The organism is Neobacillus sp. Soil_C_43, assembly GCF_057656715.1.
Genome location: NZ_JBDGJV010000025.1, coordinates 16,397 through 42,622 on the forward strand (window position 1 = coordinate 16,397; position 26,226 = coordinate 42,622).

The 26,226-nt window shown below is 37.9% G+C and carries 29 protein-coding genes and 1 pseudogene; 24 read left to right on the forward strand and 6 right to left on the reverse strand.

Annotated elements, in window-relative coordinates; translation table 11 throughout:
• Positions 1-6 precede the first annotated feature (6 nt).
• From AC3A54_RS23180 to AC3A54_RS23285, 22 genes and pseudogenes are all read left to right on the forward strand, one after another.
• Positions 7-822, forward strand: coding sequence for an ABC transporter permease (locus AC3A54_RS23180; RefSeq protein ID WP_335546361.1), 816 nt, complete (start codon positions 7-9; stop codon positions 820-822).
• Entirely contained in the window at positions 819-1,598 is a 780-nt protein-coding gene (locus AC3A54_RS23185) for an ABC transporter permease (RefSeq protein ID WP_487656373.1), read from the forward strand. Before AC3A54_RS23180 ends, AC3A54_RS23185 begins: the two co-directional genes overlap by 4 nt.
• Positions 1,595-2,599 (forward strand): ABC transporter ATP-binding protein, encoded by a 1,005-nt coding sequence (locus AC3A54_RS23190; RefSeq protein ID WP_487656374.1) that lies wholly within the window; start codon positions 1,595-1,597, stop codon positions 2,597-2,599. Before AC3A54_RS23185 ends, AC3A54_RS23190 begins: the two co-directional genes overlap by 4 nt.
• Positions 2,596-3,378, forward strand: coding sequence for a DeoR/GlpR family DNA-binding transcription regulator (locus AC3A54_RS23195; protein WP_335546355.1), 783 nt, complete (start codon positions 2,596-2,598; stop codon positions 3,376-3,378). Before AC3A54_RS23190 ends, AC3A54_RS23195 begins: the two co-directional genes overlap by 4 nt.
• An 18-nt stretch (positions 3,379-3,396) precedes the next feature.
• Positions 3,397-4,401: a histidinol phosphate phosphatase domain-containing protein gene (locus AC3A54_RS23200; protein WP_487656375.1), complete on the forward strand. Its 1,005-nt coding sequence runs from the start codon at positions 3,397-3,399 to the stop codon at positions 4,399-4,401.
• A 140-nt stretch (positions 4,402-4,541) separates the two neighbouring features.
• Positions 4,542-5,972 (forward strand): histidine kinase N-terminal domain-containing protein, encoded by a 1,431-nt coding sequence (locus AC3A54_RS23205; protein ID WP_487656376.1) that lies wholly within the window; start codon positions 4,542-4,544, stop codon positions 5,970-5,972.
• 2 nt (positions 5,973-5,974) lie between these two features.
• On the forward strand, positions 5,975-6,547 hold the full coding sequence (locus tag AC3A54_RS23210) for an ANTAR domain-containing response regulator (protein WP_487656377.1): 573 nt from the start codon (positions 5,975-5,977) through the stop codon (positions 6,545-6,547).
• Between the two features lie 118 nt (positions 6,548-6,665).
• Positions 6,666-7,007: an ethanolamine utilization microcompartment protein EutS gene (gene eutS / locus AC3A54_RS23215; RefSeq protein WP_430119005.1), complete on the forward strand. Its 342-nt coding sequence runs from the start codon at positions 6,666-6,668 to the stop codon at positions 7,005-7,007.
• A gap of 21 nt (positions 7,008-7,028) precedes the next feature.
• Positions 7,029-7,523, forward strand: a complete 495-nt coding sequence (locus tag AC3A54_RS23220; RefSeq protein ID WP_308083740.1) for a EutP/PduV family microcompartment system protein — start codon at positions 7,029-7,031, stop codon at positions 7,521-7,523.
• Between the two features lie 137 nt (positions 7,524-7,660).
• On the forward strand, positions 7,661-9,127 hold the full coding sequence (locus AC3A54_RS23225; protein WP_487656378.1) for an ethanolamine ammonia-lyase reactivating factor EutA: 1,467 nt from the start codon (positions 7,661-7,663) through the stop codon (positions 9,125-9,127).
• Positions 9,124-10,500 (forward strand): ethanolamine ammonia-lyase subunit EutB, encoded by a 1,377-nt coding sequence (locus tag AC3A54_RS23230; RefSeq protein WP_487656379.1) that lies wholly within the window; start codon positions 9,124-9,126, stop codon positions 10,498-10,500. The genes AC3A54_RS23225 and AC3A54_RS23230 overlap by 4 nt, the downstream gene beginning before the upstream one ends.
• Before the next feature lies 1 nt (position 10,501).
• Complete coding sequence (eutC, locus tag AC3A54_RS23235; RefSeq protein WP_487656380.1) at positions 10,502-11,446, forward strand: ethanolamine ammonia-lyase subunit EutC; 945 nt, start codon at positions 10,502-10,504, stop codon at positions 11,444-11,446.
• A 14-nt stretch (positions 11,447-11,460) separates the two neighbouring features.
• Entirely contained in the window at positions 11,461-12,114 is a 654-nt protein-coding gene (eutL, locus tag AC3A54_RS23240; RefSeq protein WP_487656381.1) for an ethanolamine utilization microcompartment protein EutL, read from the forward strand.
• Between the two features lie 37 nt (positions 12,115-12,151).
• Positions 12,152-13,675, forward strand: a complete 1,524-nt coding sequence (locus AC3A54_RS23245) for an aldehyde dehydrogenase family protein (protein WP_487656382.1) — start codon at positions 12,152-12,154, stop codon at positions 13,673-13,675.
• 15 nt (positions 13,676-13,690) lie between these two features.
• The gene (gene eutM, locus AC3A54_RS23250; protein WP_307287352.1) at positions 13,691-13,984 is read left to right on the forward strand and encodes an ethanolamine utilization microcompartment protein EutM; all 294 of its coding nucleotides are present in this window, start codon (positions 13,691-13,693) and stop codon (positions 13,982-13,984) included.
• Between the two features lie 31 nt (positions 13,985-14,015).
• Positions 14,016-14,660, forward strand: a pseudogene (locus AC3A54_RS23255) (phosphate propanoyltransferase); the annotation flags it as partial.
• A 240-nt stretch (positions 14,661-14,900) separates the two neighbouring features.
• On the forward strand, positions 14,901-15,203 hold the full coding sequence (locus AC3A54_RS23260) for a EutN/CcmL family microcompartment protein (RefSeq protein WP_308083746.1): 303 nt from the start codon (positions 14,901-14,903) through the stop codon (positions 15,201-15,203).
• Positions 15,178-15,552: a BMC domain-containing protein gene (locus AC3A54_RS23265; protein ID WP_487656383.1), complete on the forward strand. Its 375-nt coding sequence runs from the start codon at positions 15,178-15,180 to the stop codon at positions 15,550-15,552. Before AC3A54_RS23260 ends, AC3A54_RS23265 begins: the two co-directional genes overlap by 26 nt.
• Before the next feature lie 51 nt (positions 15,553-15,603).
• Complete coding sequence (mdh, locus tag AC3A54_RS23270; protein ID WP_308083748.1) at positions 15,604-16,545, forward strand: malate dehydrogenase; 942 nt, start codon at positions 15,604-15,606, stop codon at positions 16,543-16,545.
• Positions 16,546-16,665: 120 nt separating this feature from the next.
• Positions 16,666-18,069: an ethanolamine permease gene (gene eat / locus AC3A54_RS23275; RefSeq protein WP_487656384.1), complete on the forward strand. Its 1,404-nt coding sequence runs from the start codon at positions 16,666-16,668 to the stop codon at positions 18,067-18,069.
• A 159-nt stretch (positions 18,070-18,228) separates the two neighbouring features.
• Positions 18,229-18,369: a hypothetical protein gene (locus AC3A54_RS23280; RefSeq protein WP_487656385.1), complete on the forward strand. Its 141-nt coding sequence runs from the start codon at positions 18,229-18,231 to the stop codon at positions 18,367-18,369.
• 20 nt (positions 18,370-18,389) lie between these two features.
• Entirely contained in the window at positions 18,390-19,925 is a 1,536-nt protein-coding gene (locus tag AC3A54_RS23285) for an amino acid permease (protein ID WP_487656386.1), read from the forward strand.
• A 47-nt stretch (positions 19,926-19,972) separates the two neighbouring features.
• On the opposite strand, the gene AC3A54_RS23290 is transcribed toward AC3A54_RS23285, so the two are convergent.
• Positions 19,973-20,209 carry a hypothetical protein gene (locus AC3A54_RS23290; RefSeq protein ID WP_487656387.1) on the reverse strand — a complete coding sequence of 79 codons (237 nt, stop codon included), beginning with the start codon at positions 20,207-20,209 and terminating at the stop codon, positions 19,973-19,975.
• 34 nt (positions 20,210-20,243) lie between these two features.
• On the reverse strand, positions 20,244-20,933 hold the full coding sequence (locus tag AC3A54_RS23295) for an aspartate/glutamate racemase family protein (protein ID WP_487656388.1): 690 nt from the start codon (positions 20,931-20,933) through the stop codon (positions 20,244-20,246).
• A gap of 156 nt (positions 20,934-21,089) precedes the next feature.
• Between AC3A54_RS23295 and AC3A54_RS23300 the strand changes: the two genes are divergently transcribed.
• Positions 21,090-21,665, forward strand: a complete 576-nt coding sequence (locus AC3A54_RS23300) for a DJ-1/PfpI family protein (RefSeq protein ID WP_487656389.1) — start codon at positions 21,090-21,092, stop codon at positions 21,663-21,665.
• A 35-nt stretch (positions 21,666-21,700) separates the two neighbouring features.
• On the opposite strand, the gene AC3A54_RS23305 is transcribed toward AC3A54_RS23300, so the two are convergent.
• Positions 21,701-22,324 (reverse strand): CPBP family intramembrane glutamic endopeptidase, encoded by a 624-nt coding sequence (locus AC3A54_RS23305; protein ID WP_487656390.1) that lies wholly within the window; start codon positions 22,322-22,324, stop codon positions 21,701-21,703.
• A gap of 324 nt (positions 22,325-22,648) precedes the next feature.
• A complete protein-coding gene (locus AC3A54_RS23310; RefSeq protein WP_487656391.1) occupies positions 22,649-22,960 on the reverse strand; it encodes a CotG/ExsB N-terminal domain-containing protein in 312 nt (103 codons plus the stop codon).
• Positions 22,961-23,159: 199 nt separating this feature from the next.
• Between AC3A54_RS23310 and AC3A54_RS23315 the strand changes: the two genes are divergently transcribed.
• Positions 23,160-24,251, forward strand: coding sequence for a CotH kinase family protein (locus AC3A54_RS23315; RefSeq protein ID WP_487656392.1), 1,092 nt, complete (start codon positions 23,160-23,162; stop codon positions 24,249-24,251).
• A gap of 51 nt (positions 24,252-24,302) precedes the next feature.
• Here the strand turns inward: AC3A54_RS23315 and AC3A54_RS23320 are convergent, their stop codons facing one another.
• Positions 24,303-25,319 (reverse strand): ABC transporter permease, encoded by a 1,017-nt coding sequence (locus AC3A54_RS23320; RefSeq protein ID WP_487656393.1) that lies wholly within the window; start codon positions 25,317-25,319, stop codon positions 24,303-24,305.
• Positions 25,316-26,191, reverse strand: coding sequence for an ABC transporter permease subunit (locus tag AC3A54_RS23325; protein ID WP_487656405.1), 876 nt, complete (start codon positions 26,189-26,191; stop codon positions 25,316-25,318). The genes AC3A54_RS23320 and AC3A54_RS23325 overlap by 4 nt, the downstream gene beginning before the upstream one ends.
• Positions 26,192-26,226: the final 35 nt, after the last annotated feature.

Below are 26,226 nucleotides of genomic sequence, written 5' to 3' on the forward strand. Positions count from 1 at the left end.
TTTTTAATGTTGCCCTTCTTGACAATGGTTTTGTTATTCTTTATTGTCCCCATGATCTATATGTTAATTAGCAGCTTTACGTCAGCATCTACAGGAATCACAGTTGAACATTACAAAAACGCATTAACGGATAGCTATATTTTGCAAGGATTTAAGAATAGTATAACCTTGTCATTATTGTCTGCTTTTATAGCGCTTATAGTATCACTGCTATCTGTTTACACGATTATGCGCTTTTCGGAATCTTTAAGAGAAAAAATATTAATATTATCAAACCTCACTTCCACTTTTTCGGGCGTACCACTTGCATTTGCCTTTATTATCCTACTAGGAAATAGTGGTCTCTTCACCCTTCTTTTTAAAAAATGGGGAGTAGATTTTTCATCTTCGTTTTCTTTATATAGCTGGAGCGGGCTGTTATTAGTCTATATTTATTTTCAGCTTCCTTTAGCGCTCATGCTGCTTTATCCCATTTATTATGGGATTCAGGACCGATGGAAAGAAGCAGCTTCACTGCTTGGAGCATCACCATTTGTTTTTTGGTGGAAAATTGGCATCCCAATATTACTGCCGGGAATTGCGGGAACATTTAGTGTTCTCTTTGCCAATGCCATGGGTGCTTATGCATCCGCTTATGCATTAACTGCAAGTAGTTATAATTTAGCTTCGATTAAAATTGGATCTTTGATTAAAGGAGATATTTTTGCACAGCCTGAATTTGCTTGTGCTATTGCAGTGTTACTTGGAGCGACAATGGTATCTGCTATGTTGCTAAATGAGTGGTTTATCAAGAAGTCTAGAAAGGATTTGGCCCAGCCATGAAAAGGTTTAATAGTTTCGTTTTTGCCATTACCAGTTTATACCTGGCTTTGCCGATTATCTCAACCGCTCTTTACGCGATTTCAACTGAATGGAATAGAACAGTGTTTCCTGAGGGCCTAACACTAAAATGGATTTCTTCCTTATTTAATGATTTACGATTTATCGAAGCCTTTGGTAGATCAGTAGTCCTTTCTGGGAGTGCGGTCATATTAGCAGTTATTCTAATGATTCCAGCTATATTGATTATTGTGATTTACTATCCTAAATATGAGAAGTGGATACAATCTATGGTAGTGATGGTCTATGCGTTCCCACCTATCATTCTAGCTGTCGGCTTGATCAATTCATATTCAGGTACAGGTCTATCTATGGTCCTTATTTTATTGGGTGCCTATGTAATTGGTATTCTTCCATTTATGTATCAAGGGACACGAAATAGTTTAAGAAACTTAAATGCAAGAGAATTAATGGATGCAGCAGAGCTATTAGGGGCTGGAAAACTGGAGGCCTTTAGGCGTGTCTTACTACCATCCATCTATCCAGGAATTTTCGTTGCATCAATCTTATCCTTTTCTGTTCTTTTTGGAGAATTTGTACTAGTTAATTTATTGGTAGGTTCACAATTTGAAACGGTTCAAATATTTTTAATTGCCGTTTTAAAATCTAATGGTCATATTGCTAGTGCAGTTGTTCTAATTTATATCATTCTTATGGGGGTTACAACTGTTATTACTGCATTTTTAGCGAAAAAGTCGGAAGGGGTTACCCGCGGATGAGTTATGTACTGCTTCAGGATATAAAAAAGATATACCATGAAACAACTGTATTATCTGGAATTGACATGGAAGTGAATAAAGGTGAATTTGTTACACTTCTTGGACCGAGTGGGTGTGGAAAAAGTACCATATTACGTATCTTAGCAGGTTTAACAGAAGCAACTTCAGGATCTGTTTATATTGATGGTAAAGATATGAGAAATGTAACACCTATGAATAGAGAAATAGGAATGGTGTTTCAGTCCTATGCATTGTTTCCAAATATGACGGTGGAAGATAATGTGGCTTTTGGACTTAAAATGAAAAAGGTTCCACAGTCAGAGGTTAAAGAGAGGGTTGATCACATCCTAGATGTTGTACACCTTACCGAAAAAAAGGCCGCATATCCTAACCATTTATCTGGTGGCCAGCAACAACGAGTTGCCTTAGCCCGATCTCTAGTCGTACGTCCAAAAGTATTGTTATTAGATGAACCCCTAAGTGCTCTAGATGCACAAATTCGCAAGCGGCTTCAAACAGATTTACGCAACATCCAAAGAGAGATGGAAATGACAATGATACTTGTTACTCATGACCAAGAGGAAGCAATGGCTGTTTCGGATCACATTTTTGTAATGAAGACAGGGGAAATTGCCCAGAGGGGAACACCAATTGACATCTATACAAGGCCGAGATCAGAATTTATTGCGAGATTTATAGGGAATTACAATATTATCCTACGAGAACAATTAGAAAAACTAATAGAACGTCATTTAGGGGATGACTTTGGAAAATACGCCATACGTCCGGAAGCTATTCACTTTAGTCAAACACCTTCATCCTATCATATACGGGCTGAAGCGATTGATTCTACGATGCACGGTAATGTGATTCGAACTATTTTTGAAGCGGAGAGAATCCGTTTTCTTTGCGAGCGTTTGCATCATGGGACAGGAACCTTGCAAAAGGGAAAAATTTATGACTGCTTTATTGAGCCAGAAGATGTGGTGGGACTTAAATGAATGTGATAAAAGAAGAAAGACAAAAAACAATATTAAAAAGGTTAGAAGGTGAGAAAAAAATCTGGGTCTCTAAACTTGCGGGCATGTTAGACGTGACTCCAGAAACGATTCGTCGTGACCTTGCCGAACTAGAAAATAAAGAACTGTTAACAAGGGTTCATGGTGGGGCGGTAACCTTTATTCCTTCGCAAAAGGAATTAGCTTTTCAACGTAAGCTGGATTTGAATAGGGAGGCAAAAATAAAAATTGCAGCAAGGGCCGCAGAGTATATTAACAATGGAGATTTTATTGCTATAGATGTAGGGACAACAACCGTTCACATCGCCGATATGATACAAAACCTAGAAAATGTGACTGTTGTAACTAATTCAATTGCAGCAGCAGAAAGATTCAATTTGGCATTAGAAGAAAAAAGAATGACAGGGAGGGTCATAATGCTTGGTGGTATAACAAATCCGGAGCAATCTTCCGTTGCAGGAGCCATGACCCTTGAAATGCTTTCGCAAATGAAAATTAACAAATCGTTTATTTCATGTGGCGGAATAACTAAAACGACTATTTATGAATATGACCTTGATGAATCACTTGTTTCAGCGGAGATGGTTAAACAGAGTACTTCAACCTTTTTACTGACAGATGATTCGAAAGTAGGTAAGTCATCTTTTTTTTCCATCTGCTCTATAGATATGGTAAATGAAATTATTACCAATAAACACTGTCCCCAAGATTGGGTGAAATCACTAAATCGTAAAAATATTAAATGGACATTGATTAGCTAAGAAAGGAGGAATCTAGGTATGCTCATAGATTACCATGTTCATTTAGAGGAAGGGCCCTATTCTTTTAAATGGCTGTCACGGACAGCAAAGGCATTAGAAGCATTTCAGGGAGTCCCCTTTTCATCTATTGGTTCTAGAGGAAGACTTATAGAGCAAGTAAATTCTTTACAAGAGCGTATGTCAAAGGGTTGTTATAGTGAAGAATGGTTACATTTATATTTACGTAAAGCAAAACAGTTGGGGATAAAAGAGGTTGGAATTGTCGATCATCTTTATAGATTTCGTGAAGCAGCTGATTATTTTTCCAAAAGAGTGAATCTTGATCAGAATGACACCATTGGATCATTACAGAATTACTGGTTATCGAAAGTGATGAATGAAGAAATGGAGCATTTTGTCGAAGTAATACTTAATGCAAAAAAAATATGGGAAAAAGAAGGTGTACATTTAAAACTCGGTCTCGAAGCTGACTATTTTCCAGGAGGGGAAGAAGAACTATCAAAATTGCTTGGGGACTATCCATGGGATTTTGTTATTGGGTCTGTCCACTTTGTTAACGGTTGGGGGTTCGACAATCCAGAAACCATCCACATTTTTAATGAATGGGACACTCTTACTTTATATACTCACTTTTACGGGACTGTAGAGAAAATGATTCGGTCAGGTTTGTTTGATTTTGTGGCTCATTTAGATAACTTAAAAGTCTTCAATGTACGTGCAGAAAACGAATCATTTACCCTAACATGGCAAGAACGGATTGCCCAAGCTCTTATTGATACGGATACTGCAACTGAAATAAATGCCGGTCTTTATTACCGCTATCCTGTAAAAGAAATGTGCCCAGGGCCTGATTTTTTATCAATTCTTGTCAACAAGAATGTCTCATTTACTTTGTCCTCAGATGCTCATTTTCCAGATGATCTTGGAAATTATGTTGCCGAGAATGCGGGAGTCCTAAGGGAAATGGGGGTTAAGGGAGTTGCAACATTTGAAAAACGTAAAAGGATTATTAAACGGTTATAAACAGTCGCTGCCAAATGCAGCTTCTTTTTTGTGTTTAGAATATTATTACTTTCCAGAATCTTAATTTGACACTACAAATGATGATATATAAAATATTTAATATATTTAAATACTACTAGTTACTAACAGGGGGTAAATGGATGACAAATCATGAAATAAATGCAGTGTATTCCCTGTGCAAAATACATACAGATCTCTCAGATGATGACATTCAAAAGATAAATGATGTGGTACAAAATCTTTCATTAATTGCTGATTTAAATCAAGCAAATGTCTTTATCGATTGTCCAACAAGCGAAAGAAAGCATGCGATTGTCGTAGCGGAGGCGTCACCAACAACAGCTAAATCGGTATACAAAAATCCTGTCGTCGGTAAGTTTGCCTATGAAACGTTTGAACCAGCTGTTTTTTATGCACTTCGAACAGGAAAGCCTATCTTCTTGAACCATGCGTTAACACAAGAAGGGAAAAAAGTAGAGCAGAGTGTGGTCCCTATTGAAGGCATAAATAACCGGGTGATTGGGACGTTAATTATGGAAAAGGATATCAGTGATAAGCTTCAAAATCAAGATAAATTGAAAACGCTAACAGAGGCAAATGAGACTCTAAGTGAGCTTCTGCTCGGAATCGCTGAAAATAGTCCCTTTATCCATGAAGTGATTGAAGAGTCCTTGTTTATCATAGACTCTGAATTACGAATTCAATATGCAAACCCGTCTGCTATGAATCTATTGTTCGAAATGTGTTCCAAAGAGTATAAAAATGGAACTTCCTTTTTAGAATGTTTTCCTAACTTACATGAGGTTTGTTTGCTTCCTGACGAATTACTCATTCAAGAAGTAACGATAAAGAATAAAGTGTTTCAAATGAAAAAGATCGGCCTGGTCCAAAATGATAATAACAGTGGTTCCTTCATTATTTTTCGTGACCTGACTGAACTTAGGGAAAAGGAACGAGAACTTACAGTTAAGACAGTTGCTATTCGCGAAATCCATCACCGTGTAAAAAATAACCTTCAAACTGTTGCAAGCCTATTGCGGCTTCAAATGAGGAGAGGGGTTCCAGAAGAAAGCAGGGTTCATTTTATTGAAAGTCTTAATCGGATATTAAGCATTGCTTCTGTATACGAAATCATCCTATCAAATTCTAGTATTGATGATGTTGAGATTTTTAGTTTAATTGAAAAAATAGGCAATATGTTGGTATGTAGTGATGACCATGATAGTAAAAATATTACAATCACATATTCAGGTCCTAAACTTTTAATAAAATCAAATGTTGCTGTCTCTGTTGCATTGGTCATTAATGAACTTATTCAGAATTGTGTTAAACATGCTTTTACTGGATTAAATGAAGGTGAAATTGCTGTAACCATTCAAAATTATACACCTATGATTAAAGTTCAAGTTAAGGATAATGGTATAGGGTGTCAGTCTACTATGAAGCCGTCTTTAGGTTTGGATATTGTAAAAATGATGATAGAACATGATTTATCAGGTGAATTTACTATCATTGGAACAAGTGAGGGTACGATCGCCACAGTTGAATTCCCCTTAGAAAGGGAGTATTAATCTTGAAAAAACGAATTATGGTAGTAGAAGACGAGTCAATCGTTCGCTTGGATGTTTCACTCATGTTAAAGGATGCGGGGTATGAGGTTGTTGCCGAAGCAGCTGATGGGGAAAAGGCTGTTGAATTAGCTTTTCAACTAAAACCTGATTTAATCATCATGGATATAAAAATGCCAAAGTTGAATGGGCTGAAAGCCAGTGAAATTATTTCTAACAAATTTGATATTCCTATTCTTCTTTTAACTGCTTATAGCCAAAAGGAATATATTGAAAAAGCAAAACAGGCCAATATTTTAGGTTACTTAGTGAAACCCATTTCTGAAGCCAGTTTAATCCCTGCAGTTGAGATCGCTCTAAGGCAGGCAGAAAACACAAGCCTTTACAAAGAAAAAGTAGAAGAAATGAATAAAGAACTGGAAAATCGCAAATTAATTGAAAAAGCAAAAGGAATTTTAATGAAACAATTGAATTTACAAGAAGAAACGGCTTACAATAAGATGAGAAATATCAGTATGAAAAAACAGCTCCCATTGGAAAAGGTAGCTAAATACATTCTCTTGAAATACCCCAGTTAGACAGAATGATTACAAGTAAATAACCATAAGCAATGGAGCTTAATAGATTTTATTTTTATAAAAAATAAGGTCTATTAAGCTTTTTTTGTCTTATTAAAAGAAATGGAGAGGTATTCTCATGAGTGATGAGAAAAAGAGATTTATTCAAGAATTTGTCCCTGGTAAACAAGTGACATTAAGCCATTTAATTGCAAATCCAGATCCAGATATGTTTGAGAAATTGGGTATCCAGGAAAGTGGTGCATTAGGAATCCTAACATTAACACCGAGTGAAACGGTTATTATTGCTGGAGATTTAGCAACAAAGGCAGCAAATGTAAAATTAGGTTTCCTCGATCGCTTTACAGGCAGCTTAGTCATTGTCGGGAATGTATCAGAAGTAGATATGGCCATGAGGGAAATCAACCGGTTTCTTGCGGATACCCTTCACTATACACCAGCGCAAATTACAAAGTCTTAATTTCTGAAAAGGAGAATCCAAATGAAGAACAGAGCAATGTTAATCGGCTCAATTGGTGCAGGAAAATCCACCTTAACAAATGCTCTCCTTGGCCGAGAAGTAAAAGCGGTAAAAACACAATCCCTACTATATTTTGATTGGATTGTGGATACTCCTGGTGAATATAGTGAAAACCCATTTTTTTATAAAAATATCATGGCAACCGCACTTGAGGTTACTCATGTCCTTTATTTACAGGATAGTACGAAGAAAAAGATGATTTTCCCTCATGGGTTTAGTACAGGTATAAATAAACTTCCGATTGGTGTCGTCACAAAGAGTGATTCCGATAAGGCAGATATCGAGTTAGCTGTCTCCCTTTTAAAAAAGGTAATGGTGAACAGAGGGCCCATTGTGATTACATCTTCCCTTAAAAATGAGGGGATAGAGGAAATTAAAATGCTGGTGGGCATGAATACGATACAGGAAATGAAGGAGTATATCGACAATCATCCTTCCCCGTATATATTTTTTTGAATGAAAGCCTTTACAGTATTCAGAAAATAAATTATATTATGGTTACACAAATGAATTTACAGGCAAAGGCGCCTCTTTTAAACCATCTAATCTTGGATGGTTTAAAAGGGGCGCCTTTGTTTTTGGGGAGATGGGATATGAAATTTACTAGCCCACATAAAGAAGAAATGATAAGTGCTGGAATTGATATCGGAACGAGTACAACTAAAGTAGTGATTAGTAAGTTTACATTGATGAATATGGCTGGCGGTGCACATGTTCCTCGCATCGAGATAATTGATAAGCAGGTCGTTTATCGCAGTCCCATTTATCGAACACCACTTCTTTCTCAAACATCAATCGATATCGGGAAGATTGAGGCATTAGTAAAAGATGAATATAAAAAAGCAAGAGTTGAGCCTAAAGATATTAAAACCGGGGCTGTCATCATCACGGGAGAAACAGCAACGAAGACAAATGCAGAAGTAATGATCCACCAGCTATCGGATCATGCCGGAGAATTTTTGGTAGCAACAGCCGGACCAGATCTAGAAGGGATCATTGCTGCAAAGGGTTCTGGTGCCTATGAGTACTCGAAATCATCAGGAAAAGTCACTGCCAATATTGATATCGGTGGAGGAACAGCAAATATAGCCGTTTATAAATCAGGGCGACTTTGTGGCACTTGTACACTCCATATTGGCGGTAGACTTATAGAATTTCACGACTCAATAATCAAAAGTATTTCACCCCCTGTGAAGAATCTGCTTAATCATTGGGGGACAATCATAAATGAAGGACAATCCATAAGTGTAAATGAAATAAAGAGAATTACTGATTTTATGGCTGGTGTAATTGGAAGGATGCTACAAAAGTCACTTACGAAAGAAGACCACTTCCTTTTATTAGGTCATGAACCTAATTGGCAGGAAGATGTAGAGGCTATTATGTTTTCAGGAGGAGTTGGTGAATGTATCTATCGTTATGAAGACGAGTCTGCTAACCCAGCCCAATATGATGACATCGGCATGGTTCTGGCTGCTTCCTTGAAAGAAAACAAGGTCTTACATAAATGGTCCTGGGTCAAGCCGGAGGAAACTGTAAGGGCAACCGTCTTAGGTGCAGGGTTGCAAACAACGGAAATCAGCGGGGCGACCATTGAGGTAGATAGTAGCCAATTACCACTTAAGAATTTGCCGGTTTTTCAAATCCGATTTGACAATGATTTTAACGAGGTAGTGGATTCTATTTCGAAAAAGGTGACAGAAGCAATTGAACTATATGATCCCCAGAAGGAAGGTCAGAATTTTGCCCTATATTTTTCGAATCTACCCTATTTACGCTTCCGAGAAATTGACGAATGGGCAGAATGCATCCTTCAAGGGCTGAAGCAAAAACCTAATCGTTCGCAGCCCGTAGTCCTTGTTTTAGATAGAGATTATGCAAAAGTACTCGGACAAACGATTAATCGGAAAAATCCTTCGCAATCGGTCATTTGCATAGATCAAATAACCGTTGAAAATGGTGACTATTTAGACATTGGGCGCGTACTAGAATCCGATGTCGTTCCGGTCATCATAAAAACCTTAACATTCCAGAATGAAGAAAGGAGGACTTTCAGGTGAGATTAAAGACGAATTATTTCGGCACAGTCTACCAATTTTCCTCATTAAAGGACTTATTTGCAAAAGCAAACGAAGAAAAATCAGGTGACCGCTTAGCAGGTCTTTCAGCAGAAACCGTACAAGAGCGTATAGCTGCAAAGGAAGTATTAAGCAACCTAACACTTCATGATATTAGGGAGAACCCGCTACTATCTCCTGATGAAGATGAAGTCTCACGCATTATTGAAGGTCAAATCAATGAACCAATCTATCAATCGATTAAAAATTGGTCCGTTTCCGAGCTGAGGGAGTATATCCTAAATGATACAACCACTGGAGAAGATTTAAAGCGGTTAAGCAGAGGTTTAAATAGTGAGATGATCGCTGCAGTTGCGAAAATCATGTCCAATTTAGACTTGGTTCATGCAGCAAACAAGATTGAGATTCTATCAAAATGTAATATTACGATTGGTCAAAAAGGGGTGCTTGCTTCAAGACTACAGCCTAACCATCCAACAGACAATGTTGAGGGAATGATGGCATCCATGAAAGAAGGTCTTTCCTATGGAATTGGTGATGCGGTCATTGGAATCAACCCCGTGGATGATTCAGTAGAAAGTGTAAAGAGACTGCTACACGCTACCCATGACTTCATTCAAAAATGGGAAATACCGACACAAAACTGTGTGCTAGCCCATGTCACTGCTCAGATGAAAGCACTTCAGCAAGGAGCTCCTGCAGATATGATTTTCCAAAGTATCGCAGGAACCGAAGCCGCTAACCGTTCATTTGGTATTACTGCTTCCCTTTTAGAAGAAGCCAATGAAATGGCTAAGGTATATGGAACTGGAACAGGGCCACAGCGTATGTATTTTGAAACGGGTCAAGGCTCTGAGTTATCGGCAGAGGCACATTATGGCATTGATCAATTGACCTTAGAATCACGTAATTATGGCTTTGCTCGATACTTTGATCCTTATATCGTAAACACAGTGGTTGGCTTTATTGGGCCAGAATATTTGTACAACAATAAACAGGTAATCCGAGCAGGGTTAGAAGATCACTTTATGGGCAAAATGCATGGGATTCCGATGGGAGTAGATATTTGTTATACAAACCATATAAAAGCAGATCAAAATGATATTGAGGATTTAGGTGTGCTTTTAACCGCTGCTGGAGTGAATTTTATCATTGCTGCACCAATGGGTGATGACTGCATGTTGAATTACCAGTCCTTAAGTTATCACGATGTGGCAACCTTAAGACAAACATTGAATAAGCGCCCTGCTCCATTATTCGAGGAGTGGCTTGAAAAGATGGGGATTTTTGAAAATGGAAAGTTAAGTAAAAAGGCAGGAGATCCAACTATTTTTTCGAGGGTAGGAGGTGTTTAGAATGAATCCCGAGTTAGTTGAACAAATTACCAAATTAATATATGAAAAATTACAATCACAAACTGTGGTGACCGATGAACAGACGTCGTCAGAAGTAGAGGTGAAGTTTTGGAACCATAATGCAGATGGTCAATCACCCCCTTCTGCGAGTGATAAAAAGATGCACCAAACCATACAAGATGAAATTGAAGAAATTAACATAGAGTCAAAGCCTGTTATTGGAATTGAATCCCCATTTGATAAAGATGAATTAGCATCTTTGATTAGTAAAACACCTGCAAGAATTGGGGTGGGGAGAGCGGGACTAAGACCTAAAACGAATACCTGGTTGAAGTTTCGTTACGATCATGCAGCTGCAGTGGATGCTGTGTACGGTGATGTAAATCCTGGTTTATTAGAAAGTTTATCGCTTTTTAAAGTTAACACAAAGGTGTCTGACAAAGAAGTGTATGTAAGACGTCCTGATTTTGGGCGCAAGCTTTCTGAAGAAGCTAAGCAACTGATTACAAAAAAATGCAAAAAATCTCCGACTGTTCAAATCATTGTATCAGATGGTTTAAGTTCAAAGGCGATTGATGAAAACTTAGAGGATGTTTATTTGTCTCTTAATCAAGCGCTACAAGGATTAGGCCTTGATGTTGGGACACCTTTTTTCATTGAAAAAGGAAGAGTAGCTGCCATGGATGATGTTGGAGAGCTGTTAAAGCCAAAAGTGCTTGTGTACTTGATTGGTGAGCGTCCAGGTCTTGTGAGTGCGGAATCTCTTAGTGCCTATCTATGCTATGAACCGCGCATAGGAACAATTGAGGCGGACCGAATGGTTGTATCAAATATTCATAAAGGCGGAATCCCACCGGTTGAAGCCGGTGCCTACCTAGGTACAGTCATTCAAAAAATATTAAAATATCAAGCTAGTGGAGTTTCGCTAGTTCAAAAAGAACAATAAGGGAGGACTTGTTTGTGACCTTAGAGCGAATTCATGCAGAAATTTTAGCTGTCCGAATAATCCCAAACGTAGACTCCGCCCTGGCCGAGCAATTTCAACTACAGCCCAATCATCGAAGCCTGGCCATTTTTACTTCCACCATCGATGATGTTGGATATACAGCATTAGATGAGGCTACAAAAAGAGCGGATGTTGAGGTTGTTTATGCTCGCTCGTTCTATGCGGGTGCAGCACATGCCTCTGGACCCTTATCAGGTGAAATGATTGGCATCCTTGCTGGTCCAACACCAGATGAAGTGAAAAGTGGAATGGAGGCGGTCATCCAGACAGCAGAAAACGATGCTTTTTTCGAAGCGGTAAATGAGGATAAAAGCCATGCGTTGTATGCCCACGTGGTAGCAAGGACGGGAAGTTATTTATCGAAAGAAGCTGGTATCAGGCAAGGGGAAGCACTTGCTTACTTGATTGCTCCGCCACTCGAGGCGGTTTATGGAATTGATGCAGCGTTAAAGGCAGCAGACGTAAAGTTAGTTAAATTTTTTGGCCCTCCTTCAGAAACGAACTTTGGAGGGGGACTACTGACCGGTTCGCAATCAGCCTGTCAGGCAGCAGCAGATGCGTTCCGTGAAGTCATTCTTGATATCAGCAGAAATCCAAGACAAATTTAACTAACTACTATTTTTAAAAGAAAGGTGTGTATCCCAGGTGCAGTTTGACCATGATTTACGATCAATCCAAGAAATGCGGGATGCCCTTCAAAAAGCAAAGGAAGCGCAACAGAAGTACATGGCGTTTTCACAAGAGCAAGTCGACGCAATCGTGAAGCGAGTTGCGGAGGCTGCTTTTGCTAAATCATTTGAATTAGCAAGGTTTGCGGTTGAAGAAACAAGAATGGGTATTGTTGAACACAAACGAATGAAAAATGATGTCGGATCAATGGCTGTATACCAATCTATCAAGAATGAAAAGACAGTTGGCATTATTAAAGAGGACCATGCTAACAAAGTAGTGGAAGTGGCGGCACCATTTGGAGTAATCGCAGGTATAATTCCAACGACCAATCCAACTTCGACGGCTATTTTTAAAGCATTAATTAGCTTGAAAACAAGAAATGGAATAGTTTTTAGCCCACACCCTAGAGCAGTTAAATGTACGATAGCGGCATTGGAAATTTGCTTGGAGGCTGCTAAAGAGGCAGGAGCACCTGATGGAATTATCGGCTGGATCTCTAAACCAACGATGGCAGCAACGACGGAATTAATGAAACATCGTGACATTGACTTAATCCTGGCAACGGGTGGAAAAGATTTAGTCCGGGCGGCTTATAGCTCAGGAAAACCAGCTTATGGGGTAGGTCCTGGTAATGTTCCGGTTTATGTTGAAAAATCAGCGGATATAGCAAAAGCTATGAAAATGATTGTGGAAAGCAAATCATTTGATCATGGTACGATTTGTGCAACAGAACAAGCCATGGTGGTTGATCGCAATGTCCAGCAGTTAGCGATTAGAGAACTAAAGAAAAATGGCGCATATTTGTTGGATGATCAAGAAAAAGTCAATTTAGAAAAAGTCATTTCACCGCTTCCTGGAAAATTAAATCCTAATATTGTAGGACAAAGTGCACTGAAAATTGCTGAAATGGCAGGAATTTCTGTTCCTTCAGATACAAGAATTTTAGTGGCTGAAGAAACAAGAGTAGGCAAGGATGTACCTTTCTCTATAGAAAAGCTTTCACCCATCCTAGCCCTATACACAGCGGATAGTTATCATCAGGCAAAAGAAATATGCTTAAGCTTGCTAAACCTTGGAGGGAGAGGACATAGTTTATCCCTGCACACGAATGATGACAAGGTAGCAAGGGAATTTGCCCTAGAAATGCCAGTTTCAAGGTTGATGGTAAACACGCTCTCCTCGATTGGGGCGGTTGGTGCTACAACTGGTCTCGTGCCATCACTGACACTTGGCTGTGGCTCTTTTGGAGGCAATATTACTTCAGACAATGTATCTGCCAAGCATTTAATCAATATAAAAAGAATGGCATATGGAACGAAAGAAGTTATCATTCCAAAGTCAGGCAATCAACCTAGTCAAGTAAAATCAGAATCAACCGAAAATGTATCTGAAATTGTAGAACAGGTTTTAAAACAAGTAAATCTCGCAGGAAATGTAGATCCAAGTTTGATTTCTGAAATGGTGAATCAAGTTTTAAAAAAATATCAAATGAACTAATAGGAGGAATGGACAATGGCAAGAGAGTTAACAGCATTAGGAATGGTTGAAACAAAAGGGTTAGTGGCATCAATTGAGGCAGCTGACGCAATGGTAAAAGCGGCAAACGTCAACCTTATTGGAAAAGTTCAGGTTGGAGGAGGCCTTGTAACTGTATTTGTACGCGGGGACGTAGGTGCGGTAAAGGCAGCAACAGATGCTGGTGCTGCAGCTGCACAACGTGTTGGGGAGCTTTTATCTGTTCACGTCATTCCACGTCCACACAATGAATTGGAAAGCATTTTACCAAAATTAGAAGCTGAACTCTAATCTTTAGCTTACTAGGTTAGGAGCATAAGTGATGAATAAACAGGCCATTCAAATGATCGTGGAAGAGGTCATTCAGCAATTTTTGAATAAAAATTCGGTGACTCGTAACATTCCGATGGCTGTTTCCGCCCGACACTGTCATGTAAGTCAAAGTGATTTAGAGGTGCTATTTGGTAAAGGCTATGAATTAACTAAAAAAGCTGATTTATCACAACCAGGTCAGTTTGCTGCAAATGAAACGGTGATGATTGCTGGACCAAGGGGTTCTATTGAAAAGGTCAGAATTCTTGGTCCTGCCCGTTCGCTCACTCAAGTAGAAGTAAGTAAAACAGATTCGGTTAAATTGGGGGTAAAACCTCCGATTCGTGAATCTGGAAATATTAATGAATCTGCTTCTATTACACTAGTAGGCCCAAAAGGAAGTATTTTTAAAAAAGAAGGTCTTATCATAGCCCAGGCACACATCCATATGACACCTGAAGATGCATTGAATTTTGGTGTGGAGAATGGAGAATATGTACGGATTAGAACGGGCGATGAACGTCCTGTATCCTTTGAAAAAGTACTCATTCGTGTGTCTGCTAGATATAAGTTGGAGATGCATATTGATACGGATGAAGCGAATGCAGGTCTGATTACTAGCGGAGATATGGGTATTCTAGAGAGATATGAGGAAATGGACGATGTAAAGAGGGAAAGTTTTGTCAAACTTCCCGAAAAGCAAACGGCTATTGAGCAACTTAATGAACCAGTCGTCTTTGAGAATAAGCTTTTATCACAAAGAGATGTACAAACATGGAAGAACCACACAATTACGATATATAAGCGTACAATCGTAACCCCTTTAGCACGTGATACCGCAAGAGAGTTAGGGAAAACCATCAAGGTAATTGACTAACGATGGGAGATGATTTTTTTGCAAGTAGGTACAGTAATCGGAAATGTATGGGCGACTAGAAAGGAAGACCATTTAACTGGATTGAAATTTTTATTTGTGCAGCCAGAGCTTCCTAACGGATCGCCAATTCAAACCCCCTTTATTGCTGTAGACCGAATTGGTGCAGGTGTTGGGGACAAAGTGATGGTAACTTTAGGTAGTGCTGCAACGAATATGGCAGCAGAGACTAGTCTACCTATCGATGCCCTTATTATAGGCATAATTGATTCGATAGACGTTACAGGAGGTGCCGAGCATGGCGAAGGCATTAGGAATGATTGAAACGAGAGGGTTAATTGCCTCCATCGTGGCTGCAGATGCAATGGTAAAAGCGGCAGATGTCAGGCTCATAAAGAAAGAAAAGGTAGATGCAGGCCTTGTGGCTGTATTAGTGGAAGGCGATGTAGGAGCCGTGCAGGCTGCCGTTGATGCAGGCAAGTATGCAGCAGCTAAGGCAGGAGTGCTGGTTTCTGCACATGTGATTCCACGTCCTGACGATGGTGTAGGAGTGATTCTTGCAGAGCAGCCAAAAAAGAATCAAGAAATATCGAAAACAAATAAAAAGGATACAAAAGCAAAATCAATTTCACCTAAAGTTGATTCTACACAAGAAGAACCTCCAAGCAACTAAACGATTAATCTGAAAACCTACTATGAGTATAGAAAATAGGAGGAGAAGAAATTGGCTTTCAAACGGAGAAAAATTGCAGTAATCGGAGCAGGCTTTACCGGTGCGACGGCTGCATTGATGCTTGCTCAGAAAGAATTAGGTGACGTGGTTTTAGTAGATATTCCAGCTCAAAGTGATCCAACCAAAGGGAAAGCACTCGATATGTTAGAAGCAAGTCCTGTGCAGGGATTTAATGCAAATATTACTGGAACGTCAAATTACGAGGATATCCAAGATGCTGACTTAGTGCTTATTACAGCAGGGATTGCTCGGAAACCGGGAATGAGCCGCGACGACTTAGTGTCAACAAATGCTAAAATTATCGAGCAAGTATCAGAAAACGTGAAAAAGTTTGCGCCTAATAGTTACATTATAGTTCTAAGTAATCCGGTGGATGCAATGACGTATGTATGCTATAAAACGACCGGGTTTCCAAAGAATCGTGTAATCGGTCAATCAGGTGTATTAGATACAGCCCGTTTTAACACATTTGTAGCCCAGGAATTGAATGTATCAGTTGAGGACATTTCTGGGTTTGTACTTGGTGGTCACGGGGATGATATGGTACCTTTAGTACGCTTTTCCTATGCTGGAGGAATCCCACTTGATAAAATTCTCCCACCGCATCGGATTGAAGCAATTGTAGAAAGAACGCGTAAGGGCGGCGGTGAGATTGTCAATTTACTTGGACAAGGAAGTGCTTATTATGCTCCTGCCGCATCAATGGTCCAAATGGCAGAGGCCATTCTTAAAGACAAAAAGCGCATTTTACCATCCATCGCTTATTTAGAAGGTGAATATGGATATCATGATCTTTATTTAGGGGTTCCGACCATTCTTGGCGGGGATGGAATAGAAAGTATTATTGAGATCCCGTTAACTCCTGAAGAGAAATCTGCATTAGATAAATCTGCACAATCCGTCCGAAATGTTATGACTATTTTTAACAAGTAGTTCAAGTCTATTAATATTGTAGAATAAGGTATACATTCTCCTACGAAAAATTTTCAGAAAAAGACCAAACAATAGTGGAAGCTTTAAATTCAAAAATGTTCTTAAAAGGGGACGATCTTATTGGAGAAGGAAAAAAACCAATTGCATAAAAGTCTGAAGCCTATCCATTTATGGGGTATTGCTGTGGGTATGGTTATTTCTGGTCAGTATTTTGGTTGGAATTACGGGTTCGAACAAGGGGGAACCATTGGCCTTGCTATTGCAGCACTTATAATTACTGTGTTCTATACAACTTTTATTTTTAGTTATTCTGAGTTATCCACTTCTATTCCACATGCTGGTGGGCCATCTGCTTATGCAAGGAAAGCAATGGGGCCATTTATGGGGTTTGTAACAGGTATAGCTTGTTTACTTGAATTTGTATTTGCTCCACCAGCAATTGCTGTTTCAGTGGGTGCATACATTAACTTCTTAGTCCCTAGCATTAATACCGTTTATGCAACAGTTGGGATGTTTATTTTGTTTATTTTAGTCAACCTCATTGGGGTAAAGGGAGCTGCAATCATTGAATTGGTAGCTACCATTATGGCCCTTATCGGTTTAGCAATTTATTATGTAGCAGGGTTACCACATGTACAAACATCTAATATTTTTAATGAAACAGCCTTCTCAAATGGCTGGTCTGGGGTTATGGCTGCAATTCCTTTTGCAATTTGGTTCTTCCTAGCTATTGAAGGCGGTGCGATGGCCGCTGAAGAAGTTCGTGATCCTAAGAAGGATATTCCAAAAGGATTCATTTCAGGTATTTTAACTCTAGGTGTTGCCACGATTTTAACATTATTCGTAACAGCTGGTCTTGGTGGAGGAACTGGCAAGCCGGCGGATTACCCGCTTCCACAAGCCTTATCCAGCGTGTACGGTGAAGGTAGTATCATTCCTATTACTGTTGCGATTATTGGACTCTTTGGTTTAATTGCCAGTTTACATGGAATTATTATTGGATTCTCCCGCCAGACGTTTGCCTTGGCAAGAGCAGGGTACTTACCAAAATTTCTTTCTAACCTTTCAAAAAGAGGTGTGCCGCACTGGGGGCTAATTGTACCAGGTGCTATTGGAGTCATTGCTGCTGGTTCTGCTAATTTTGCAAATGCCTTAATTATCCTTTCTGTTTTTGGTGCGATTACCATGTACTGTTTAAGTATGGTTTCATTATTTGTGTTAAGAAAGAAAGAACCAAATATGGAGAGACCATTCAAAGTAAGTTATCCAGTTGTACCAGCGATTGCCCTTATTTTAGGCGTGTTTTCTTTCTTCTGTGTTGTTAAATATAGTGTTCTAACTACATCTTTACCATTGTTTGGAGTAGAACTTCCATTAGGTTATGTCATTTTATCCATCTTTGGAGTAGCCCTTGTCTACTATTTCTTAGTTGGTTCGAAAAATCTACGCCCAATGTCAGAAGAATTTGTATCCATAGAAGATATTACTTCACATGAAGAATTAAAGGATGTTGTAAACAGATAATATCATATAATTTTCGAGTAGATTGAGCAGTCTCTATGTGGACTGCTTTTTCTATTCTATGATTTATAGTGAATATAATCGGATTCTTCAGAATACTTATAGGTATAACTTGACCCATTTAGGTCTTTGTTTAAACCTTTTTGAAGGAGGTGACCGTGAATGGAGGTCTTCATTGGTATCGCTTTAGTCATCATTACACTTGCAGTTGGTTCAGCTATTGGCCTGAGAGCAAATAAAAATGTAAGAGTTTTTAAAGAGGAAGAACATGAGATTTTCGTGGGAAGTGATGAAAAAGTCTAAGCACGAAAGGAGATGTATCTATGAAAAACAAAGACCAACAAATGCTTGCTGATAAAAAACAGCTAAATCGCTATGGATATGCACAAGAACTACTTCGGGATATGGGTGGATTTTCAAATTTTGCCATTTCATTTTCAATCATTTCTATTTTAACAGGTGCCGTTTCTCTATATGGCCATGGATTACTGTATGGGGGACCTGGAATGATGGGATTTGGCTGGACCATCGTTGCCTTTTTTGTACTATTAATTGCGGCCTCTTTATCTGAGCTCGCTTCAGCGATTCCAACGGCAGGTGCCTTATATCACTGGGCTGCTGCCTTAAAGGGTACGAGAATTGGCTGGTATACTGCCTGGATCAATTTAATTGGTCAAATCGGAATTGTAGCAGGGATTGATTATTCTGTCGCCTTATTCGCTGATCCACTCCTAGCAACCATCTTCAATTATTCTTCTACCGATACTACCATTCTAATTGTTTTTGGCATCGTCCTCCTCTTACACGGAATCCTAAACCATGTGGGCATTAAAATGGTTGCTAAATTAAATGACTTCTCGGCATGGTATCATATGATTGTTGTTGCCATTTTAGTCGTAAGTCTTGCCTTTTTTACAAAAGATGGGCTGCAGCCACTTGACTATTTATTCCAAGTTGGAACAACCTTCTCAGATAAGCCCTATTTTCTTGCCTTTTTAATTGGATTATTGCAAGCACAATGGACCTTTACAGGCTATGATGCATCTGCACATACGATTGAAGAGACGGTTCACCCAAGGGTAAGAGCACCTTGGGGAATCTTTAACTCAGTTGCTTTTTCGTTTGTTTTTGGTTTTATCATGCTCTCATTTGTTACTCTTTCCATTCATGATGCGAATGGTGCGGTAAACTCAGATAATGCCTTTATCTACGTTATCAGCCAAGCTTTAGGTGGAACGTTTGGAAATATCGTTCTTTGGCTCGTTACCTTTGCGATGTTCTTTTGCGGTCTCTCATCAATTACCTCGTTTTCGCGCATGATGTATGCTTTTTCGCGAGATAAGGGAATGCCGTTTAGCAGGCACTGGGCAGAAATTAGTCGAAAGTACCGGACGCCAGCTAAAGCAATTTGGCTCTCTGTCATTCTTTCTTTTGTATTAGCTTTAATTGATTACATTACCAAATTAATCAATCCAGATGTAGGGTACTCTACAATCGCATTTTTAACTGCAGTGAGTGTAGTTGGTTTATATGTGGCTTACGGCATCCCGATCTTTTTGAAACTAAGAGCTGAATCAAAAGGCATATTCTTACCTAAACACTATGGTCCGTGGAGTTTAGGAAAATGGAGCAAACCAATTAATGTGATTAGTTTAATTTGGATTCTCTTTATATGTATCATCATGGTGATTCCACCAAATCAAATGGCTGCCTACGCCATAGGAGGCATGTTTGTCATTCTAATCATCATGGACTTGGGTTATTATAAAAAGCACTTTAAAGGCCCTCAAGCTGCATTAGAAAAATCAGTTGAAGAAATCAAACGATTGGAAGAAGAATTCGAACATGAAAACGAGTAGGATAATGAAAGAAGTGCCCTTTTTGGAGTAGGGCACTTCTTTTTGCTTTATCGATAGTGTGCGTGGTTTTTGTATACATATATTTTCTCTGCAATAATGCTAAGGAAAATCCCAATAATGAATGGGACTAATGAGCCAGTTTCAACTGAGAAACCATGTGCACTTTCCTCATATCTATGATGAAACATTAACCATTCTATCTTAAAGAGATGCCCAATTGCATAAAATAAAGCGGTTGTAATTAAAAAAGTAGAAAAACCCACTAGAAATTTCTTAAACTTCATATTTACCCTCCATTCTGTTTATGAAAAATAAATATTATTCAAGTGCTTTGTTAACCGCAGCAAGAGCGTGAATAGAAGCTGTGTCAAATAATGGCACATCAGAATCCTTTTGTTTTATTAATAATCCTATTTCCGTACAACCAAGGATGATTCCTTCGGCTCCGTTTTCAATTAGATGATCAATGGCTCTTTTAAATGAAGATCTTGAGGAGGGGAGAATTTTACCTAAACATAATTCTTCAAAAATTATGGTATTTATCATTTCTCTTTCCTGGTCAGTTGGTATAAGAACCTTTAATCCTTGGGCTTCTAATCGTGATTTGTAAAAATCCTGCTCCATCGTATACTTGGTGCCGAGCAAGCCAATTGTCCTTAAACCATGCTTTTTAATTTGAGTAGCTGTTGCATCTGCAATATGTAAAATTGGGATATTAATGTTTTCGTGGATGACATCTATGACTTTATGCATGGTGTTGGTACAAATGATAATAAAGTTGGCACCGCTTTTTTCTAGACTTTTTGCTGCATTAGCTAATATATCTCCTGCTTTTTCCCAATCTCCTTTAGATTGACACTTTTCAATTTCCGCGAAGTCAACACTGTACATGATGGAATGAGCCGAATGCAATCCACCTAATCTCTTTTTGACTTCCTCGTTAATGATACGATAATACTCAACAGAAGACTCCCAGCTCATCCCGCCAACCAAACCAATGATTTTCATAGATTTACCCCCAAATTTTTTTTATATAATCAAGACGTTAGAAGGGTGAAAAAGTTTCATTTTCCCACAAAAATCTTCTATTTGAAACTTTTAAGAATGTTCATACGTCAGTTTTCTCGGAATATCATTCTAGTTTAACTAACAAGGGGGATGAAAATGAAAATAGCAATTGTTTGCTTTGATGATTTTACTGATATAGACGTATTTTTGCCATGGGATTTGCTAAACCGTGTTCGATTAGTAGGTGGATTAGATGATTGGAAGGTCCAGCTATTAGGTACAGAGTCAACCCATATTTCCATGGCTGGATTACGTATTCCCATGACAGGCACGATTTCTGAAATTACTTTGGCAGATGCTGTTATTTTTGCAAGTGGAAAAGGTGTCCAAAAACTGTATAGGAATCAAGATTATATTAATCGTTTAAAAGTAAATCCTGAAAAACAACTGATTGGCTCCATGTGTTCTGGTGCTTTGTTGTTAGGAGCGAAGGGATTACTGTCCGGTAAAAAGGCAACTACATATCCAACAGTGGTTGAACAGCTAAAAGAATTTAATGTGGAAGTGATTGAACAGAGCTTTGTTAACTCTGGTAATGTATCAACAGCAGCAGGCTGTTTTGCTGCTCAAGAGCTTTCCGCATGGATTATCAAGACTCTAATAAATGAAGAAATGGTTGATACTGTTTTAGAATCCGTCCAACCTGTTGGTAAAGGGCTTAGTTTTATTTAGAAATAAAGTCAGATTGGCTCTCCAATCTGGCTTTTTTAATGGGAAAAAGTTATTTTATTATCTTTACTTAATGTACTACTAGAAGAATAGTATTTTAGTGCCCAAAGTACAAAGATAAACATCAGTGCAGGGATGATATAGTTGAGGAGATTGGAAAAGGCAGTTTCGTGCCCAGTTTCCTTAACGATAAAAAGAGCACTCCCGGAATTACCAACTAGACCAAAGAAAAGACCATAGGCAATATTTAAACCATAATGGAGCCCTGTATCTGCCCATATTGATCCTGTTTTATAGTATGCAAGAGTTAAAGAAAGGCCTAAAATAATTGAAAAGATCATATTGCTGAGGCTGAATCCCGCATACCAATAATCATCAAGTGCATAAATTAAAATACTTAATATAAAAACCCAGACAATGTGAATCTTATCTTTTAATATATTGATAACATAGCCTCTGACAATTAAATCATTAATTAGAGATCCAACTAAATAACCAACAAAGACTTCCACAACAGGCATGATTACATTTACTAGGTCGTGAATTCCAACAAACTCTAAATCACCCACATGAAATTGTATGCCGAACATAACCATCCAAAATCCAAAACCTATCAGAAAGCTAAATATAAAGTTCTTTTTCCAGCCTGGATGAAATATCATTCCCAACCCTTTTAATCCATCTAGTCCCACCCATTTAGAAATAAAGAAGGCTAACGGAAAGAAAAGTATAGTGGACCCAAATTGAAGATATGGATTTCCAAGCTGAACAGGAATTAAATTAAAATATAAATCTAAAATAAGAAAACCAATTATGCCTTTTAAAAACTCTCTAATTTAAATACACCTCCAATAAAATTAGTTAACTAGTTAATTTTACCTTTTTTTAAGGTAAAATCAACCAATTTCCTTTTATTAAGGAAAAAACAAAAAAAGAAGAGGGGAGTCCATGCATGGATTCACCCTCTTTTCATTCTAATAAACGTTTTAACGTCTTCTTACTCTTAATTTCCACATATTTCCATTATCCCAATAGCTTTTCGATTGATGATTGCTGCGGTGGGTACTCTGCCAACAAGATTTTATTTTAAAGCATTTGGTTGGATATCTTCTTGTTGTACAGCGTTTAGCAGATGTATGCCTTCTGGTTGTGTGTCTACTTGAATGCCGAGTAGTATTTCGACTAGAAGATGAAGTGCGACGATTACGGCTTGGTCCTCTAAACATGAAGTCTCCGAAACCACCACGTCTTACCTCATCTGCAGCCCTTTGTATTTCCTCTGATGAAAATTCACTCATTTTAGCACCTCCTTTAAATATAGAAAAGGGAGTACGTTTGCTCATTATACATATACCTATAAACCTACCTCTTCTTTTACCAATTTACGTTTGTTGAGCTATTTTTGAATGAGAAAAAAGCCTATAAAAGGAAAAATTGCTATCCAATCGTGACCACTCCTTCTTTTTTTTCATACGAATAAAAGAAGGAGGAATAAAAATGGACGAGGTGACAAAGGTTCCTGAGTATAAACTTTTTATTAATCCCAATGATCTAAAGGAACTAAAGAGGGATATATGGAATGATGATCCTGTACCTGGACAATTAACCATAGAAGGAAAGAGACTAGAGATTGATTTAAGTTATCGGGGGTCTCATATCCGAGATTTGGAGAAAAAGTCCTATCAGATAGCGTTCTATAAACCCAAAGCTTTTAGGGGGGCTAATATTATTCATTTAAATGCAGAATATATGGACCCCTCACTCATTCGAAATAAATTATCCTTTGATTTCTTTTCAGACATTGGTGTTTTATCACCAAAATCCAGACATGTTTTTTTTACACAAAACGGTAAATCGGAAGGGGTTTACTTGGAAATTGAGTCAGTTGATGAAAATTTCTTACGAAGAAGAAATTTACCGAAAGGCAGCATTTTTTATGCCCTAGATGGTGACGCAAATTTTTCCCTGATGAGTGAATTAGACAAAGAAACCAAAAAATCGTTACGTTTGGGTTATGAGAAAAAATGTGGAGACAGACAAGAAGATTATTACTTAGAAGAAATGATCTTTAATATTAATACATTAGCTAATAGTGAATTCGAAAGGGGAATACAAAAATATGTAAATGTAGATAAATATCTACGTTGGATCGCAGGAGTAATCTTCACTTCGAACTATGATGGATTTGTTCATAACTACGCGTTGTATCGAAACGGAGAGACTTGTCTTTTCGAAATCATACCTTGGGATTATGATGCAACATGGGGAAGGGATGTGAACGGAAAACCGATGGAAGCGGATTATGTTCCAATAGACGGGTTTAATACATTAACGTCAAGAATTTTGGGCGTAGATTCTTTCCGGAAACAGTATGTAAAATTGCTTAAAGAAATTATGTCACAGCAATTCACATTAGACTATATGGTTCCAAGGGTGGAACAGTTGCTTGAATTGATTAGACCATATGTCTTGAAGGATCCTTATAAAAATAAAGAAATAGAACAATTCGATAAAGAAATGGATGTAATAAAGGAATATATAATTGGAAGAAGGAATTACCTAAAAAGAATGATGTTAAGTTTAGAATAAAAAGGGACAGTCCCCCGCTGCTTTAAAGCGTTGGGGGACTGTCCCCATTTTTTACTTTAGTTCCCTATGAAATGTGAAGTCATTTGGTTTAAGGGAGTAAGTTGGGTTTTGCTCTTTCAGTTGTTTCTTCTTTCTTGATTTTTTCTTTTTGGACAGGATGCCTAAGGAGTTAATGTCTAATGCTTCATCTAACTCTTTCTTAATCATGTTAATAATGAGGATTAAAATAAAGTAACAAGCGAGAGGGATTAGTACGACCCAAGGTGACATATAGAATTCACGGTAATTTTGTCCAACCAGACCTGCCCATTCCTTAGATATAGAATTCAGAAGGGGCAATCCACGGACCTCTTCTTTTGAAACTCCCCCTATGTATACCTGAAATGCACCTAAATACATCATAAGTACAAGTGTACCAAGCAACTGCTGAATAACCATCAATAGCCCATAAGAAGTTAAATAAGGTTTAATCTGGGTCTTAAGGACATGAAAATGATTCCCACCCATTAAATACGAACACTGGATAAATGTTTTCTTTTTTAATTCATCAACAATGTCTACAGTCATAAACAATACGGAAGGAATCCCCATTATCACAAGAATGATAATCTGATAGACCATTACACTATAAATAGAATCTTTAATATAGTTTGTTGAAACAGGATACATCAGCACTAAAGTAATTAGGATAGGTGGTACTAAATTGAAGACAACTAGAAAATCCTTTACCAGTGGAAGCAAACGTTTTAACCATAACGAAAATAATAATCCGAGGACGCTGCCGATTAACACTCGAAAAAGGGTGACACCAAAAGCAGTTAATAGTGTGAATTTAGCCCCGTAAATCATCATATAAAGAATATCTGCACCATTCCGATCAGAGCCTAGAAGGTAATGAGAGGACGGTGGGATAGGAGGTACTCCGATTAAATTTCCTTTTTTATCATATAGATAGGTTACCTTATTAAAATCCGCAGGTCCAAAGTATGGATATAGTAAACTGGCAATAAGAATGATACTTAGAATAGACAATCCAACAATGGTCTTTTTATATTTTTGAAGTTTCATATACTGCTAGTTCCTTTTCTATTTTTTGATATCATTACAATTTTAGCAATGATATTGGCGATAATAACAGGTACAGCAAAAAGGAGAAAACCAAAAACAAAAGAGACGGCTCTTGTCCCATACATGGAACGTAACACATCCACATACCCATGTATGTTAAATAAATACTCAACTACTATAATACTTGATAATAGAAACCAAATAACGGTTCTTAGGTGGATGAGTAATAAAGGAATAATGTTGCGGATGATATGTTTCATGTAAATGGTTTTTAATGGCGTTCCTTTTGCTATTGCAAATAATACATAATCTTGTTGTTCTTCATTCGCAAACTCTCTTAATAAAAATTGGACTAAGAAAATAGTAGGTACAAAACTAACAATAACAATTGGCATGAAATATGGCTCGGTATAATTTCCTCCGTATAGCTGAAAAAGCTTGATATGAAAGGTTTTATATAAATAAATGACTAAATACTGTAATAGGAAGACAATGAGTAAATCAGGTGCAGTAGTAGTGAAATCTATAAAACCGCTTAAACGCTTTCGAACGGAAAGAGGCAGTAACATAATTGTGATGGACACTATCAACCCAATGACTATTACTACCAGAAGGGAGACAGACAATATAGTCATAGTATAAATATACTTTTCCATTCCATCGTCTTCAAAAAATCTTAATATGTAGGGATACTGTTCGAATTGGAATAACCAGGATAAATTGTTTATTACATATTCTTTGTATTGGCTAAAATGGAATTCAATGTTTTTGTGATCTATATTGAAGACTAATAGAATGGGAATGTTTAATAAACAGATAAAACCAGCAAGCATAGCTAGTAATCTAACAGGAAGATAGGCAATTTTTTTCATCACCACATTCATTCCTTTCTTAATATTTTTAATTG